Origin of the sequence: Beijerinckia sp. 28-YEA-48 (genome assembly GCF_900104955.1) — a bacterium.
Classification (GTDB): domain Bacteria; phylum Pseudomonadota; class Alphaproteobacteria; order Rhizobiales; family Beijerinckiaceae; genus Terripilifer.
Window position 1 is genome coordinate 4,465,908 of the sequence record NZ_FNSI01000001.1, and the last position, 16,655, is coordinate 4,482,562.

Genomic DNA, 16,655 nt, shown 5'->3' on the forward strand with positions numbered 1-16,655 from the left:
ATACCGGATCACGCTTAGCGTGTCCGGTATGACACCCGGGGCGTCCTGCTATCGTTCCTTGAAAATCACCGCGACGTCTTAATCCGAGTCCATTCGCGCGTCACGAATCGCTGCAACGTCTGCTCGTAAGGCGCCACGGTGAAGAGGCGGCGCATGGTCGCCTCGTCCGGATAGATCGACTTGTTGTCGGCGATCTCCGGCGCCAGCAGAGCCTTGGCTTTCAAGATGCCGCTGGCGAAATTGGTGACGGTGCTGTTGCGCGCCGCTACATCTGGCCGCAGCAGGAAATTGATGAAGGCATAGGCTTCGTCGACATGCTCGGCATCTTTGGGGATGGCGAGATTGTCCATCGACATCAGCGTGCCCTCCTTCGGGATCACATAGTCGATGACGACACCGTTGCCCGCCTCACGCGCCCGGTTGCGCGCCTGAAAGCTATCGCCAGCCCAGGCGACCGCCATGCAGATGTCGCCGTTGGCGAGGGCATTGATATATTCGGATGAGTGGAATTTACGGATATAGGGCTTGACCTGCATCACGAGGTCGGCAGCCCGTTTGATTTCGTTCTGGTTGCGCGTTTCCGGGTTGAGGCCAAGATAACGCAACGCGATCGACAGAATGTCCTCGGGGCTATCAAGCATATAGACGCCGCAGTCAGCGACCTTCTTGATGTTCTCGGGCTTGAAGATCATGTCCCAGGAATCGATAGGGCGGTCGCCGAGGCGCGCCTTGATCTTCTCCACGTTAAACGCGATGCCGGTGGTAAACCACATATAGTTGACGGAATATTCGTTGCCGGGATCATAGGCCGAGAGGCGCGTGGCGATCTCCGGCCAGATTTCCGAACTGTTTGGCAGTTTCGACCGATCGAGCTTCTGATAGATGCCGGCCTTGATCTGCCGTTGCAGGAAGGTACCCGAGGGCACCACCACGTCATAGCCGCTCTTGCCCGCCAATAGCCGCGTTTCCAAGGTCTCGTTGGAATCATAGGTGTCGTAGACGACCTTGATGCCGGTCTCCTTGGTGAACGCGTCGAGCAGCTTCTGGTCGACATAGTCGGACCAATTGAAGACATTCACCACTTTGGTCTGAGCCAAGGCCGGTGTGGCAAGCGCCAGCAGCGCGACGAAAGACGTAAGGAGTTTCCGCATTTTCTTAGTTTCCCGATAGTCCAAAGGCGGGGGCGGCCTGGCGCAGGCGTTCAAGGGCGCGGTCCTGCGTTTCATCTTTTTTGGCGAAGCAGAAGCGCACGGCGTTGCGATAGACGTTTTCCGCATAGAAAGCGGACACCGGTATCGTCGCCACGCCAAATTCACGCACAAGCTTCTGCGCGAAGGCGACGTCGTCGGAAATGGCGAGTTCACTGATATCGATGGTCACGAAATAGGTGCCCTGGCTCGGGATCACCTTAAAGCCGACATCCTTGAGGCCGGCGGTGAAGCGATCGCGGCTCGCCTGGAAGGTCTGGCGCATGGTGGCGAAATAGGCTTCGTCCTTCATCAGCCCGTGCGCCACGCCAACCTGCAAGCTCGGCGCCGTGGTGAAGGTGATGAACTGATGCGCCTTGGACAGGCCCTTCATCACCGCAGGTGCGGCCGCCACGAGACCGACTTTCCAGCCGGTGAGCGAAAAGATCTTGCCGGCCGAGCCGATCTTGACGGTGCGCTCGCGCATGCCAGGCAGGCTCATCATCGGGATGTGTTGGCGACCGTCAAAAACCAGATGTTCCCAGACCTCGTCGCAGATGGCGATGGCGTTGTAGCGGACGCAGAACTCCGCCAGCAGTTCGAGCTGCGCGCGCTCATAGACAACGCCGCAGGGATTGTGCGGGTTGTTGAAGACCACGGCCTTGGTTTTCGGGCCAAAGACGCGCTCCAGATCGGCGCGCGCCATGGTCCAGGACGGCGGCTGCAGGTTGACGAATTTCGCGACGCCGCCGGCGCGCTGCACGAGCGGCAGGTAGGCGTCATACATCGGCTGGAACAGCACGACTTCATCACCCGGCTCGATCACAGCCATCAGGGCGCCAGCCAAAGCCTCGGTGGCGCCCGACGTCACCATGACCTCCGTGGTTGGATCGAGATCCAGGCCCTGGAAACGGCTGTAATGGGCCGCTATGGCCTGGCGCAGCTCCGGCAGGCCCATCATTGGCGGATATTGGTTCCAGCCGTTAAGGACGGCATCCGCCGCGGCGCGGCGGACGTCCTCGGGGCCGGGGTCGTCGGGAAAACCCTGGCCGAGATTGATCGCATTGAGATCACGGGCGAGCCCGGACATGACGTCGAAAATGGTGGTCGGCAGGTCGGCGAGTGTGGGATTCATTGCGCTTCTAAAACAGTCCTGGACGATGTGGTGGGTTCCTAGCATAGGCACCTGAACAGAAAAGGAAACGGAGCGGATGGCTGCACAATCGACCCTGGCGACCCAGGCGACCCTAGTGCTCGGTGGCGCCCGCTCCGGCAAAAGCCGTTTCGCGCAGCAATTGGCCGATGCGAGCGGCTTGCGGAAGCGGATCATCGTCACGGCCACGGCCGGTGACGCCGAGATGGAGCGCCGCATCGCCCATCACCGGGCCGAGCGCGCGGCGGACTGGACCACCATCGAAGCCCCGCTCGCCCTGCCCGAGGCGATCACTTCAGCCGCCGCGGCCACCCATCTGGTTGTCGTCGACTGTCTGACGCTCTGGCTCGCCAATGTGATGCTGGCCGGACACGACGTGGAAGCCAAGAGCCAGCAATTGACCGCTGCGGTCGCCGCCTGCCCATATCCGCTGGTGTTGGTCAGTAATGAAGTGGGCTTCGGCATCGTGCCCGACACCGAGCTTGGCCGTGCCTTCCGGGATGCCCAGGGGCGTCTCAACCAGATGATGGCGGCGACTTGCGCCAAGGTGGTGCTGGTGGTGGCTGGGCTACCGCTCCAGATCAAGCCGCAGGGGTGAGAGGTCCCTTGTTTGGTACTGTCTTGGATGGCACCCTAGCCGCCAAGCTGCCGGACCGAGCTGCTGTATGAGGAGACGAAATATCCAATGGATCGGCTGAGGGCGCTACGGCTTTTTGTCCAGGTTGTGAAAGCGCGTAATTTTACCGCCGCCTCAAGCCAGCTCAACATCTCCCGCTCCTATCTCAGTCGTGAAATCAGCGCGTTGGAAACGGCGCTCGGCGTTCGCCTGATCAACAGAACAACGCGGCATGTGAGTCCGACGGAAGTTGGCCGCATCTACTATGAACGTTGTGCCAAACTTCTCAATGATCTCGACGAAGCCGATTTTGAGTTGGCCGCCAATCATGGTGAGCCGCGCGGTCACATCCGACTGTTGGCGCCAAAATCTTTCATGGTTTTCGCGCTTCCCGACGCCATCGTCTCTTTTTCGAAAAAATATCCAGACGTTGAGATGACGGTTCTGCCGTTTGATCGCAAAATTGACCTGGTCCAATCCGGCATTGATTTGGCTCTGCGCTTTGGCGACCTGAGTGATTCAACTCTGGTCTGTCGCAATTGGCGGCGTTCAATCTCCAGGTCTGCGCGACGCCGCGCTATCTTGAGCAGCACGGATTGCCGAGAACACCCCAAGATCTGCTCGCCCATAACTGTTTGCGGCACACCATTCATACCAACAATGCGGGATGGGTTTTCCAGTCAGCGGATGGGCCCTTGGAGGTCAAGGTTTCGGGCAGTCTGATCGCCAGCAGCTCAATGTTCTTGCGCGAGTGTATTTTGCGGGATCTCGGTATCGGCGTCGTGCCGAGATATAGCGTTGCCTCGGATATCAAGCAGGGCAGGTTGATCACAATCCTGGACGAATTCCCTGTCGGCCCGCTCCCTCTCTATGGAATATACGCCGGCAACCAGCTGTCCCATCGGGTGCGGTTGTTCATGGATCATCTTGCATCGTGGTTTGGATCTGAGCGACTGGAAGTTTAGCTGCCAGGCTCCCCATTGATTGTCCTTTCGCAGCGCGGCATCCGCAGCGCGCTTATCGTTCGCTGAATGGCTCAAAAGGGAACAACACTGTTTCCAAAAGCCATGCCAAACGCGTTTTTAAAGACGCTAATCTGGGCGAAAGACATCAGGGAGGATTGATATGATCCGCGTCGGTCAAACCAGCGTTCTGGCAGGCCTGCTGACCTTTGGCTTGGCCGCTTCTTCGGCGACTTCCGCCTTGTCTCAAGAGCAGAAGGATTACGCCGGCCGTCAAATCCGTTTCGTATCAACAGGCGGCCCGGGCGGCGCCTTCGATACTTACATGCGGACGCTCATCCCGCCGATGGAAAAATACCTGAACGCCACGCTCCTGCCGACCTACGAACTGCTCGGACTGGCCGCGATCGATCGCGTCGTCAACGCGCCAAAAGATGGCAGCACCATCGTGCTGCTCAGCGGCGAAGGCATGATGACATCCTTCCTTTATAAGATGCCGGGCGTCCGCTACGACCCTCGCAAGATGGAATGGATAGGTCGCGTCGCCGATGAAAAGAAAGTCATCGCCGTTTCTCCCACATCCAGCTTCAATTCCCTCGCTGACCTCGTCGCCTCAAATCGCAAAGTTCTTTGGGGCTCGGTCAACAATTCAGACAGCAATAGCGATGCGACGGCGGTTATGGCCTACGTGACGGATATGCCGGCCAAGATCGTCCTTGGTTATGGCGGCTCCTCGGGCGTCAATTTCGCCCTGGCGAATGGAGAAGTCGATGGCCGCGTGGCTTCCCACGACTCCGCCGCCCTTTTCGTGCGGGCAAAGCAATATAAGGTTCTGGCGACGGTCGGCTTGTCGCGATCAAAAATGTTTCCTGACATTCCGACGATCGCGGAAGTGAGCCCGCTGTCCGATGATAAGAAGTTAATTTTGGAATGGCGCGCCAATATCGCCGATTTGGGACGCGTCATGATCACGACGCCGGGAACGAGGCCCGCACTGTTGTCGCTGTTGCGCAAGGCCCTGGAAAATGCGTTGAATGATCCTTTGGTGGTGGAGCGGCTGAAGGAACAACAATTGGTGCCCGCCTTCGCCAACGCCGAGGAGACCGTCAAGCTGGTCGAAAAATCCCTCACCATGTTGGACGCGCCGCACATGGAACAGGTGCGGAAGATCGCATTGGAGCGATATTATTGAACATGAGAAGGCGGGCGTAATCCCGCCTTCTCCCGAACGCTATTTTTCCGTTCTATTTTTTCTCCGCAGCGGAATAGAATTCTCCCGTTCCCGGCACGAAGCGTTGCGCGGAAACGTCCGTGCGCCCACCGTCCCTTGCGTGTGGCGCATAGGCGGCCACTTGAAGAAGTTCGAGCTCTTCCTCGCCGGCGCTTTCAAACCAATATCGCGAAAAACGCGGCGTCACCGTGCCTTCGTTGGGACCGAACTCGCCAATCAGCACATCATTGGGTCCGTAGAAGCGGACACGTCCCTTGAGCACCATCCAAAACGTATCGACCCGGCTGTGATAGTGAAGATTGTTTTCGCCACCGCCCTTTTTGACAATTTGCACGACGGCCTTGAACAGATCCGTCCGGTGCAGCGCGACGAACCCTTTCCCCGTGCTGACCCCTTCCGGCTTCTCATATCGGAAATTGCCATATCGCTTTTCGGCGTCCAGGTGCTTTGCTTCCAGCTCATCTACACGGGCTTGCTCATCTGCCGGGGCTGGCGCGGTGATGCTCTCAGGGGCCATTTTTCTCTCCCAATTTGCGTGACCAGCCGGCGCGGTCCATTGGCGACAGGCGACGTCGCAAACGCTGGACTTTTGTTTTCTGCGCCAACCAGCGATCCATGAGCAGTCTAGCTGAAACACCTGTTTCCGCTATGCAGCAATCGGTGACATGACTGTTGACTGAGTTGGAACCTCTGTTGGTTGAGGCTGAAGCGCGCTTGTGCCGGCCCGCTCCCTAGCGGTGTTCAACGCGTCTGGGACGGCATTCACCGCACCTTGGCTTTGATCTCCTGCGCCAAACGGGCCGCCAGGGCGGGAATGGCCGGGCCCGGGCAGATGGTGAGCAGATCGGGCACGACCAGGCGGCGCTCAGGCGGATAAAGCCGACGCAAGGCCGGGTGTTCGAGCAGGGCCTCGCCCTGGTCCTCCGGACGGTCGTGCGCCTCGGCCACCATGAGATAATCGGGCCGGGCCGCAACAACCCGCTCAAGATCGACGAAGCCGCTCGCCATGAGGCCGACGTCGCCGGCGGCATTGCGCAGGCCCGCCTTAACGGCGAGATCGCCGGCTAGGCCAGCATGCAGAACATAGCCGCGCCGGTGCAAGATGAGGAAACTGCGCTGCGGCACTTCCCCAGCCAAGGCGGCGAGGGCGCCCGTGCTTTCATCAATGGCCGCCACCAAAGCCGCGCCCCGGTCGGGGTGGCCAAAGCGTGCCGCCAGCGCAGTGATCTCGCGCCGGGTCTCGTCGAGACTGACCCAAGAATCAACGACAGCGAACGGCCGCGCCTTGGCGGCGAGGAAATCCCGGGTGAGGCGATTGTCATAACGGCCCAGAACGACGAGATCGGCCGAGAGGCGAATCAGTTCCTCGGCCGCGCCGGTGTTGCGCGGCAGACCAGCGGCCTGCGCCGCGAGAAAAGAAATCTCCTTGTCGGCGGCAAAGGGACTGAGCGAGACGATCTGATCGCGATCGGCCAGGCTCAGCACAAGCTGATCGGCGCAAAGATTCGCCGATACAATCGAGGGTTGTTGCGACGGTTGTTGCGCCTGCGCCTCATCAGCCATGACGAGCATGGCGACGAGCGCCATGGCCTTCATGCCACACCTGCCAGAGTTACGGCCGGAGCCGGCCTTGCCACCTTGCATTCGCAGAATCGCCTCTGTACGGTCATAATTGTTGGTGCCCCAGCGATGGGGTGAAACGGGAATGCGGTGAGGGAAACCGATGCCGCAGCTGCCCCCGCAACTGTAAGCGATGAGCTGACTTCGCACCATGTCACTGGGTGATCACCCCGGGAAGACGCGAAAGCAGCGACGATCCGCGAGCCAGGAGACCGGCCAACATCTTCGTTTTCTCTCAAGCCGTCGGTGGGATGGCAGGAGGCTATAGTGATGCATCGTTCCCCTGGTAACGCCGCCATTCTGGCTGGCGTTTTTTGTTTATCCGCGCCGGTTCTGTCAAACTCAGCTAGCGCGCAAAATGTCCCGCCAGGGTATGTGCCGCTGCCAACGCTGGTCATCACCGCCAACCGCACACTACTGCCGATCGAGCGGCTGGGCGCCAGCGTCACTGTCATTCCAGCCGAAGAGATTCAGAACTACGGCACCAAGAGCCTCGCCGACGTGTTGCGCGGCACGCCGGGCCTCAACATCACCGAAACCGGCGGCCCCGGCTCCTTGTCGAATGTCTCGCTGCGCGGCTCCACCCCCGGCCAGACGCTGGTGCTGATCGACGGCATTCGCATCGGCGATGCTTCGAGCACCGACGGCTCGCTCGATTTCGGCGCGCTGTCGGCCATCGATATCGACCGCATCGAGATCGTGCGCGGCCCGCAATCGGCGCTTTATGGTTCCGACGCCATGGGCGGCGTCATCAATGTCATCACCCGCAAGGGCGAGCGCAAGCCGCGCCGCAGCGTGCAGGTGGAAGCCGGCACTTACGGCACGATTTCAACGACGGGCACGCTCTCTGGTGCGACCGACACGGTCTCCTATGCCTTCTCGCTGACCGGCTTTCACTCCGATGGCTTCTCGCGCTACGGCTATCGCATCGGCCGCATCACCAGCACGCTGACGCAACCGCTGGAAAACGACAAGACCGACAAATTTGCCGGCTCGGCGCGGGTGACATTCACGCCGTCCGACAGTTTCTCCGTCGATGTCGGCTTGACGCGCTTCGCCGATGTCGCGCGCTTCGACAATCCCGGCGCCTTCATGCCGGCCGACAAAGACACACGCTTCAACAAAGGTCGACAATTCGTCACCACTGCCTTCGTGCGCGCCAATTTCGATCCGTTCGGCGGCCTGTTGAAGAATTCACTGACCGTCTACTCGAGCCTCATCGAGCGGTTCAACCGGCTGGAGCAGTCGTGCTTCGACACGTTCTTCAACAGCTATAACTGCGACACGACCTTCCGCTCGCGCCGCGTCGGTGTCGAATATCAAGGCACGGCCAATCTCGGCACATACGGCCAGTTCATCTTCGGCGCCAAGTCGGAACGCGAAACCGCGTCCTCGCGCGAGGATTGGCTGCAGGCGCCTTATACGATCTCCATGCCCTTCTGGGGCACGCAGATCACCAATTCGGTGTTCGCACAGCACAGCATCACTCTGTTCGACCGCCTCGACCTGACACTTGGTGGGCGCATCGACGCCATCGACAACAGAACCGTGTTCCCGACCTGGCGCGCCACCGCTGCCTATCGCTTCGACGAGACCGGCACGCGGCTGCGCGTCAGCGCCGGTACCGGCGCCCATGCCGCCTCGCTCTATCAACGTTTCAGCATTTACGGTCTGCCGAGCCTGCGGCCGGAACAGAACTTCTCTTATGAGGCCGGCATCGACCAGACCTTGTTCGATGGCCGGGTGAAAGCCTCGGCCACCCTGTTCGACAGCTGGTATCGTAACCTGATCGACTTCAATCCGGCGGCCAATTTCTTCATCGGCCAATATTACAATGTCGGCCACGCCCGCATTCGCGGCGTCGAAGCCTCGATCGATGCGGTCATCGTTCCCGACACCTGGCGCGCGCGCGTCACCTTCACCGGCATGACCGCCGTCGACGAAGACAAGCAGATCGGCCTGTTGCGCCGGCCGCGCCAGCAGGGCAGCCTTTCGGTCATCTACACCGGCATCCCGAACCTGGAGGTGGAAGGCCGCGTCTACGTCGCCTCGGCCCGGACCGACATCAGCAACGACTTCCCCTATGGGCGTGTGACCTTGCCGCAATATGGCCGGGGCGATATTCGCGCCAGCTACAAGTTCAATGATAATGTGACCGCCTTCGCCCGGCTCGAGAACGTGACCAACGCGCGTTATCAGGAGATCCGGGATTATGGCGTGACCGGCCGCGCCATCTACGCCGGCTTGAAGGTGACATGGTAGAATCGACCACCACAGCAAATCGCGTTTCAACAGAAACGCGATTTTGCCCAAAATCTCTTATTTTGACGCGTCTCCATGACATTTGATGAGGTCATCAAATGCTGAAACGCTACGCAGCACCGTCTAAAACAGTCAGGCTCCGGACGGCTTCGGCCGCCTCCGGAGCCTTTCTCATTGTGCTGTTTGCCGCGCTGATCGTCGTTGCTGTTCTGTCCCTGATGCTCGGACCGGCGCATCTTTCGCTGCACGAACTTGTTCTCGGCCTGACCGGCGAAAGTGAAACCGCTGCGATCATTCTGCGCGAGATCCGGCTGCCGCGCGTCATTCTCTCGATTTCCATCGGCGGCATGCTGGGCCTCGCCGGCGCGGCGGTGCAGGGACTGAGCCGCAATCCTCTGGCTGAGCCGGCTGTGCTGGGCACGCCACAGGCGGCGGCGCTCGGCGCGGTGCTGATGATCTATTCCGGGTTGGCGGATGCCTTCTCGCTGGCGCTGCCGCTCGCCGCCATACTCGGCGCCATGCTCGCCATGCTGGCGACCTTGCTGGTCGTGCGCCGCGTCGGTGGGGTGATCTCGCTGCTGCTGATCGGCCTGATGATCGGCAGCCTGGCGGCCGCCGCCATCTCGCTGATCCTGTCGCTCTCCTCCAATCCCTATGCGGTGACGGAAATCGTGTTCTGGCTGATGGGCTCGTTCACCGATCGCTCGATGTGGCACGTGGCTTTGTCGCTGCCCTTCATCATCGTTGGCGCAGCGGCATTGTTCTGGTGCGGACCCGCCTATAAAGCGCTGACCTTGGGCGAAGAGACGGCGACCTCGCTCGGCTTCGATGTCTGGCGCGTGTCGCTGATCACCAGCGCCGGCATTGCGCTAGGTGTCGGCGCCGGCACGGCGGTCGCCGGCGCGATCGGCTTCGTCGGCCTGCTCGCGCCACATATTGTGCGGCCGTTCGTGCGCTCGGATGCGCAAGCGATCCTGCTGCCGTCGGCGCTGGTCGGCGCCATCCTCACCACGTCGGCCGACATCATGGTGAAACTCATTCCAGCGACGAGCGAGATCCGGGTTGGCGCGCTGATGGCCGTCATCGGCGCCCCTTGCTTTCTCTATCTCGTCATCGCCCGTCCCTACCGGCTGGACGACCGCGCATGAGTGGCAGCAGCTATATCATCGTCGACCACCTCGGCGTCGCGCTCGCCGGCCGCAAGATCATCGACGACCTGTCGCTGTCCCTGGAGGCCGGCCAGTTCGTCGCCTTGATCGGCCCAAACGGCTCGGGCAAGACGACCTTCCTGCGCGCGCTCGCCGGCCAAATGGCGATATCGGGATCGATCACCCTCAACGGCACGGCGCTCGCCAGTCTATCTCTACCGCAACGCGCCCGCGCCATCTCCTATCTGCCTCAGGACATGCGCCAACCAATCTGGCCGGTGCCGGTGCGCGACATCGTCGCTTTAGGACTGATGCCGTTCGACGCGCGGGCGGATGGCAACGATCCGGCCATCGAGCAGCAATTGCAGGACCTCGATCTGCTCGAACTGGCTGAGCGCGGCGTCGAGCGGATTTCCGGCGGCGAGCGCATGCGGGCGCTTCTGGCTCGCGCCCTTGTCGGGCCGCAGCCGATCGTGTTGCTCGACGAGCCGTTGAATTCGCTCGATCCGGCCCATCAGCTGCGCGTGATGGATCTGCTGCAAAAGCGCGCGCAAGCCGGCAGTCTGGTGATCGCGGTCATCCACGATGTCGATTTCGCCGTCCGTTACGCGACCCGAATTCTCGCCTTCAAGGACGGTCGCCTTGCCGCCGACGGGCCACCGCGGCGACTGATCAAGACCGACGTGCTCGGCGAGATTTTCGGTGTGTCGATGGCGCGTGCGCAAACGCCGGATGGACCTATTCTTGCCATGCGTCCGCATCGGGATTTAGATCGCGCCTGAATAATCAGGTCTGCCCTCGTGATGAATCCCGATTCTCCCGTTCCGCCCGAAGACAAACGCCAATCGGCCCATGCGGCCATGGTGATGCGCGGCGTACAGCGCTTGATGCGCGCCCATCGGTTGGAATCGCTCGTCGAAATGCCGCTCAACAACGGCCGGCGCGCCGATGTGATCGCGCTGCGCGGCGATGGCCGCTTTCATATCGTCGAAGTGAAATCGAGCATCGCCGATTTTCGCACCGACAAGAAATGGCACGAGTATCGCGACTATTGCGACCATTTCTCCTTCGCCACCCACGCGGAAGTGCCCTTGGAGATTTTTCCGGAAGAGTGCGGATTGATCGTCGCCGACAAATTCGGCGCCGAGATCATTCGGCCACCGTCGGAACATGTGCTCAATGCGGCGCGGCGCAAGGCCATGCTGATCGCCTTCGGCCTGCAGGCGGCCAGCCGCCTGCATTTACTCTACGATCCGACGCGCGATCCCATCAGTGGGTAGGCAGCGTTAGCGCGGCGCGCGCTTCGCCAGAATGCGCTGCAGGGTGCGGCGGTGCATGCTCAAGCGACGCGCTGTCTCCGATACGTTGCGGCCGCACAATTCGTAGATGCGCTGAATATGTTCCCATCGCACCCGGTCAGCCGACATCGGATTCTCGGGCAGCTGAGCCTTGTCGTGGGTGATGGCCATCAGCGCGTTGTAGATCTCGTCGGCATCGGCGGGCTTGGCGAGATAGTCGAAAGCGCCGAGCTTCACAGCTGTCACTGCCGTGGCGATATTGCCGTAGCCGGTCAGGATGATGCCACGCGCTTCCGGACGGCGTTCCTTAAGCAGCGAAATCACGTCGAGGCCGCTGCCATCGGTCAGTCTGAGATCGATGATGGCGAAAGCGGGCGCACGCAGCTTGATCGCCTCGATGCCTTCGGCAACGGTCTCGGCGACCGCGACGTCAAATCCGCGCGCTTCCATGGCCCGGCACAGGCGGGTCAGGAATGGCTTGTCGTCGTCGACAATCAGAAGGGATTTATCGTCAGACTCGGTTTCCGGCGTGGTCATTTTGCGCTTGGTTCCTGATTTTCAGCTTATAGCGTTTTGCAGTTTGACGAAGTCAAACGCCACAAAGACGCGTCAAAGCAAAAGATCGACAGGGCAAAATCGCGTTCCGAGCGGAACGCGATTTGTCCTCGGGTCGGTATTTTAGCCCGTGACGGTCAGGAATTTAGCCGAAATGGGGCGGGAATTGCACGTTCAATCGGCGATAATCGCGTTGTTGGACATCGTGCCACGCTCGAATTCCTCGCGCGCCCAGCGAATTGAAACGCGGGCGCCAGAGGCGGGCGCCACCCCATTGCCCATGGAAATCGTCGCTCCGGTGCGTTCCAACAGGGTTTTGGCGATGAAAAGGCCAAGGCCGAGGCCAGAGCCGGGCTCGGATTTGGCGCGCCGGTCATCGTGGCCGCGGGAGGTGATATAGGGGTCGCCGAGCTTGGTCAGCACGTCGGCGGAGAACCCAGGGCCGTCATCTTCGATCGTGATGCCAACCTGATCCTCGGTCCAATTGGCCTTGATCAGGACTTCCGACTTGGCGAAATCGACCGCGTTTTCGACGAGATTGCCGAGGCCATAGAGCAGGCCAGGGTTACGCCGGCAGGTCGGTGGCGTGCCCGCTCCGTCGATTTCCGATTTCAGCTCGACGCCAAAATCGCGCGATGGCTCGAGCGTTTCCTCAAGCAGTTGCGGCAGCGACAGCACATCCCAATGCTGCGCCGGCTCGTTGCCGAGCGAGGTCAGCTTGCCAAGAATGGTGCGGCAGCGCTGCAGCTCGCTGGTCAGCAATTCCATATCTTCACCGACCGGACCTTCAGCCGGCAGCTGTCGCCGCAGTTCCTTCACCACCAGTGTGATCGTGGCGAGTGGCGTACCCAGCTCATGGGCAGCAGCGGCGGCCAGGCCATCGAGCTGTGTCAGATGTTGCTCGCGTGCAAGGATAAGTTCGGTCGCCGTCAACGCGTCGGACAGACGGCGCGCTTCCTCGGCGACGCGGAAGGCATAGAAGGTGATGAAGCCGGCGCCCAGCACCAGCGCGATCCAGACGCCAATCTTGTAAAGATAGGGCAGTTGCAGAACGGGGCCCGGATACCAGGGCAGGGGGCGCTGGAAAAAGCCGAGGAAGGTGGCGCAGGCCACCATGAGCAGGACGAGCGCGACGGTGCGCGTCACCGACAACGACACCGCCGAAATCATCACGGGGGCCAAAAACAAGATCGAGAACGGATTTTCGAGGCCGCCGGTGAGATAGAGCAGCGCGGTGAGCTGCAGCATATCGAAAGCGAGCAGCAGCGTCGCTTCACGTTCGGCGAGGCGGTGGGTCACCGGATAGCGCAGGCGCAAGCCAATGTTGAGCCAGACGGAGGCCGCGACGGCGGTGACGCACAGGGCGATCGGCAGCGGAAAGTTAAGGCCAAAGGCCGTGATCAATAAAGCGGCCGTTTGCCCCGCAATCGCCAGCCAGCGCAGACGAATAAGGGTATCAACGCGAATTCGGCCGGTGGATTCCTGAACGAGGGTCTGCGTCATAGGGCACTTCGATAGTAATTCCGCCCGATCATGGCATGCTCCGGATGGGCCGGCAGGCGCGAATCAATGGCTGATTGTCCCTGCTGACAAAATAGGCTATTTTGCACTGCAATATAGCTTGGCTATTGGGCGGAAACGGGTTGTCCATGAATCGATTGTCTTATCAGCTTTACGAGATGGCGCATCTTTCGTTCGCGCCGGCGCGGTTCGTTTCGGACGCCACGCGGCTTCTGCTCAAGAACCCGCTCAATCCCTTTACGCACACGTATGTCGGCCGCAACATCGCCGCCTCCGCTGAATTGTTCGAGCGGTTGACGCGGCGTTACGGCAAGCCGGCCTTCGGCCTCGACACGACGACAATCGACGGCAAGACCGTCCCTGTGCGTGAAGAGATCGTTTGGGAGCGACCGTTCTGCGGCCTCATCCATTTCGAACGCCAGGGCCCTGTGCCAAAGGCGGCGCGGACGCGCCTGCTGATCGTCGCGCCGATGTCGGGCCATTACGCCACTTTGTTGCGCGGCACGGTCGAGGCTTTCCTGCCCGATTTCGACGTCTATATCACCGACTGGGCCGATGGCCGGATGGTGCCGCTGTCGGCGGGACGGTTCGATCTCGACGATTACATTGACTATGTGACCGCGATCTTCAAACATCTGCACGAAGCTGACCCGCACACACCCGTCCATGTTCTGGCTGTCTGCCAGCCGGCGGTACCGGTTATTGCCTCCATCGCCCTGCTTGAAGCGTCGGGACAGCCCTACTATCCCGACTCAATGATCCTGATGGGTGGCCCGATCGATACGCGCCGCAGTCCGACGGCGGTCAACACCCTGGCCGAGCAACGTGGCACCGATTGGTTCCGCCGCAATTGCATCCATTCCGTTCCCTTCCCTTATCCAGGCTTTGGACGCGAAGTCTATCCGGGCTTCCTGCAACTAACTGGTTTCATGGCGATGAACTTTGATCGCCATTTCAATGCTCACGTGGACATGTTCCGCAATCTCGTCAAAGGCGACGGCGACACCTACGAGAAGCAGGAAGATTTCTACGACGAATATATGGCCGTGATGGATCTCGACGCGGCCTATTATCTACAGACGATCGAGACCGTCTTCGTGAAGCACGAGTTGCCGAAAGGCGAGATGAAACATCGCGGCCAGCTGATCGATCTGAAGGCGATCAAGCGCGTCGCCTTGATGACCGTCGAGGGCGAGAACGACGATATTTCCGGCGTCGGACAGACGCAGGCCACCCATGACCTGTGCCCGAGCATTCCCGACGATCGTAAGCTGCACCATTTGCAGGAGCATGTCGGCCACTACGGCGTGTTCAACGGTTCACGCTTCCGCCGCGATATAGCGCCGCGGATCAAAGAGTTCACACGCGCCAAGGAGCGCTGGAACAAGTCTTAAAGTCTGTTTTATTTGGAGTCTGTTTTGCTTGGAATCGGTTCCGCCTGATTGAGGCCGAACCGTGGTTCCGCGCGCGAAAAGGCGACGGTAGCGCGTCGGACATTTCTTGCGGTATCATATGGCAATGGCGCTCTTTTCGAATCGCACCTCTGTTCCACCCGCCGCGACGCAAATGCGTATCGCGGATAAGAGTGCGACTTACGTTGTCACGTTGAAACGCACAGCAGCGACGCGACGCTTCACACTGCGCGTGCGCAACGCCACACGCGATGTAGTGCTGACGATTCCGCAACGCGCCTCACTGATCGAAGCGCGTGACTTCGCCGAGAAACACGCTGCCTGGATCGGCGAGCGTCTGCAGAAACTTCCGCAGCCCTTGCCCTTCATCGATGGCTGCATCGTGCCTCTGCGCGGCATCCCGCATATCATCGAACATCGACCCGGCACGCGCGGCACCGTTTGGGTGGACAGCGCGACGACACTGAGCGGACCAGCACTGGCGCTATGTGTCGCCGGCAAGGCGGAGCATCTGGCGCGACGGGTGCAGGATTATCTGCGCGCGCAAGCCATCGCCGATCTCAATGTCGCTGCCGGCGCCCATGCCGGCAAACTCGGGCTGACGCCGAAACGGATTTCGATTCGCGATTCGAAAACACGTTGGGGATCATGTTCCGCCGACGGCTCGCTGAATTTTTCCTGGCGCATCATTCTGGCGCCGGCTTTCGTTCTCGATTATCTCGCCGCCCATGAAGTGGCGCATATGGTGCACCTCAATCACTCGGCGAAGTTCTGGGCGCTCACGCATCGTCTCAGTGCCGACACCGATCGTGCCGAAGCGTGGCTCGATGCCTATGGCACGCAACTGCATCGCTACGGCCAGCAGGCGGAGTGATTCGTTTTCATTGACACTGAAGCACGGCGAGAATCAGCGCTTCACGAACGTCAGGTACACAGGCTTGCGGCCAGCAGCGATGGCCTTGGCCTCATAGCGCGTGCCCGGCCAATCGGCCCAGGGCGTCAACCAATCGCTCGCCGCCGACGCCTGCCAGTCGAACAGGCCTGAGCGCAGAATGCGCGCCAGCGCCCAGGCGCTGTAGTCGTCGATGTCGGTGGCGAAATGCAGTTCGCAGCCGGGGCGCAAGGCTCGCGCCAGTTCCTGCACCGACTCATCGGAAATGAAGCGGCGCTTCTTCTGATGGGTCTTCGGCCAGGGGTCGGGATAGAGAATGGCGATGCGGCCGAGGCTGGCCTCGGGCAGCGCCTTCAACACCTCAAGCGCATCTCCGCTATGAACACGCACGTTGTCGAGCTCGTCCTCCTCGATGAGCGCCAGCAGCTTGGCGACGCCATTGATGAAGGGCTCGCAGCCGATGAAGCCGATCTCGCGACGGCTCTTGGCGTCATGGGCGAGATGCTCGCCACCGCCGAAGCCGATCTCGAGCCACAGGTCGTCGAGCGGCCGCGCGAAAGCGCTCAGCGGCTTTTGTGCCAAGGCTGATGGTACGACGGTCACTTGCGGCAGGAACTCGTCCACCAAAAGGCTGTGGTGGCTGCGCAGCTTCTTGCCCTTGCGGCGCCCGTACAGAGTCGGGTGGAAGCGCTCCCCCCGTGGCATGCGTTCAGTCATGTCTTTTCGTCAAACACCGGCTCGCCAAACATCCGCGCGGTTTGAGCGGAGCCAAGGGCGCGCGTCAAGGGATCGCTTCAT

At 60.8% G+C, this 16,655-nt stretch carries 16 protein-coding genes and 1 riboswitch; of the genes, 9 read left to right on the forward strand and 7 right to left on the reverse strand.

From position 1 onward, the window contains the following. Positions 1-65 precede the first annotated feature (65 nt). Both BLW50_RS20940 and BLW50_RS20945 read right to left on the reverse strand, forming a co-directional pair. Positions 66-1,151, reverse strand: a complete 1,086-nt coding sequence (locus BLW50_RS20940; protein ID WP_090706162.1) for a polyamine ABC transporter substrate-binding protein — start codon at positions 1,149-1,151, stop codon at positions 66-68. Positions 1,152-1,155: 4 nt separating this feature from the next. After that, positions 1,156-2,322 carry an aminotransferase gene (locus BLW50_RS20945; protein WP_090706165.1) on the reverse strand — a complete coding sequence of 389 codons (1,167 nt, stop codon included), beginning with the start codon at positions 2,320-2,322 and terminating at the stop codon, positions 1,156-1,158. A 76-nt stretch (positions 2,323-2,398) separates the two neighbouring features. On the opposite strand from BLW50_RS20945, the gene cobU reads away from it, so the two are divergent. The 3 genes from cobU (at position 2,399) to BLW50_RS20965 (ending at position 5,110) form a co-directional block, all read left to right on the forward strand. Then, positions 2,399-2,938 carry a bifunctional adenosylcobinamide kinase/adenosylcobinamide-phosphate guanylyltransferase gene (cobU, locus tag BLW50_RS20950; RefSeq protein WP_090706168.1) on the forward strand — a complete coding sequence of 180 codons (540 nt, stop codon included), beginning with the start codon at positions 2,399-2,401 and terminating at the stop codon, positions 2,936-2,938. An 87-nt stretch (positions 2,939-3,025) separates the two neighbouring features. Beyond that, positions 3,026-3,679, forward strand: a complete 654-nt coding sequence (locus BLW50_RS20955; RefSeq protein WP_090706171.1) for a LysR family transcriptional regulator — start codon at positions 3,026-3,028, stop codon at positions 3,677-3,679. Between the two features lie 402 nt (positions 3,680-4,081). Further along, on the forward strand, positions 4,082-5,110 hold the full coding sequence (locus tag BLW50_RS20965) for a tripartite tricarboxylate transporter substrate-binding protein (protein ID WP_090706175.1): 1,029 nt from the start codon (positions 4,082-4,084) through the stop codon (positions 5,108-5,110). 52 nt (positions 5,111-5,162) lie between these two features. Here the strand turns inward: BLW50_RS20965 and BLW50_RS20970 are convergent, their stop codons facing one another. Further along, a complete protein-coding gene (locus tag BLW50_RS20970; protein ID WP_090706177.1) occupies positions 5,163-5,666 on the reverse strand; it encodes a cupin domain-containing protein in 504 nt (167 codons plus the stop codon). Between the two features lie 245 nt (positions 5,667-5,911). Further along, positions 5,912-6,793, reverse strand: a complete 882-nt coding sequence (locus tag BLW50_RS20975; protein WP_090706180.1) for an ABC transporter substrate-binding protein — start codon at positions 6,791-6,793, stop codon at positions 5,912-5,914. A gap of 15 nt (positions 6,794-6,808) precedes the next feature. Next, positions 6,809-7,005, forward strand: a riboswitch (cobalamin riboswitch). Between the two features lie 139 nt (positions 7,006-7,144). On the opposite strand from BLW50_RS20975, the gene BLW50_RS20980 reads away from it, so the two are divergent. From BLW50_RS20980 to BLW50_RS20995, 4 genes are all read left to right on the forward strand, one after another. After that, positions 7,145-9,031: a TonB-dependent receptor plug domain-containing protein gene (locus BLW50_RS20980; protein WP_170850278.1), complete on the forward strand. Its 1,887-nt coding sequence runs from the start codon at positions 7,145-7,147 to the stop codon at positions 9,029-9,031. A gap of 98 nt (positions 9,032-9,129) precedes the next feature. Further along, on the forward strand, positions 9,130-10,179 hold the full coding sequence (locus tag BLW50_RS20985) for a FecCD family ABC transporter permease (RefSeq protein WP_090706186.1): 1,050 nt from the start codon (positions 9,130-9,132) through the stop codon (positions 10,177-10,179). Then, positions 10,176-10,961 carry an ABC transporter ATP-binding protein gene (locus BLW50_RS20990; protein WP_090706188.1) on the forward strand — a complete coding sequence of 262 codons (786 nt, stop codon included), beginning with the start codon at positions 10,176-10,178 and terminating at the stop codon, positions 10,959-10,961. The genes BLW50_RS20985 and BLW50_RS20990 overlap by 4 nt, the downstream gene beginning before the upstream one ends. A gap of 21 nt (positions 10,962-10,982) precedes the next feature. Beyond that, positions 10,983-11,459 carry an MmcB family DNA repair protein gene (locus tag BLW50_RS20995; protein ID WP_090706191.1) on the forward strand — a complete coding sequence of 159 codons (477 nt, stop codon included), beginning with the start codon at positions 10,983-10,985 and terminating at the stop codon, positions 11,457-11,459. A 6-nt stretch (positions 11,460-11,465) separates the two neighbouring features. Here the strand turns inward: BLW50_RS20995 and BLW50_RS21000 are convergent, their stop codons facing one another. Together BLW50_RS21000 and BLW50_RS21005 are read right to left on the reverse strand one after the other, a co-directional pair. Beyond that, complete coding sequence (locus tag BLW50_RS21000) at positions 11,466-12,014, reverse strand: ActR/PrrA/RegA family redox response regulator transcription factor (protein ID WP_090706193.1); 549 nt, start codon at positions 12,012-12,014, stop codon at positions 11,466-11,468. 192 nt (positions 12,015-12,206) lie between these two features. Then, on the reverse strand, positions 12,207-13,535 hold the full coding sequence (locus BLW50_RS21005) for an ActS/PrrB/RegB family redox-sensitive histidine kinase (protein ID WP_090706196.1): 1,329 nt from the start codon (positions 13,533-13,535) through the stop codon (positions 12,207-12,209). 146 nt (positions 13,536-13,681) lie between these two features. On the opposite strand from BLW50_RS21005, the gene phaZ reads away from it, so the two are divergent. Beyond that, a complete protein-coding gene (gene phaZ / locus BLW50_RS21010; RefSeq protein WP_170850279.1) occupies positions 13,682-14,947 on the forward strand; it encodes a polyhydroxyalkanoate depolymerase in 1,266 nt (421 codons plus the stop codon). 172 nt (positions 14,948-15,119) lie between these two features. Beyond that, positions 15,120-15,839 (forward strand): M48 family metallopeptidase, encoded by a 720-nt coding sequence (locus BLW50_RS21015; RefSeq protein ID WP_244544331.1) that lies wholly within the window; start codon positions 15,120-15,122, stop codon positions 15,837-15,839. A gap of 33 nt (positions 15,840-15,872) precedes the next feature. Here the strand turns inward: BLW50_RS21015 and BLW50_RS21020 are convergent, their stop codons facing one another. Then, positions 15,873-16,574 (reverse strand): tRNA (guanine(46)-N(7))-methyltransferase TrmB, encoded by a 702-nt coding sequence (locus BLW50_RS21020; RefSeq protein WP_090706200.1) that lies wholly within the window; start codon positions 16,572-16,574, stop codon positions 15,873-15,875. Positions 16,575-16,655: the final 81 nt, after the last annotated feature.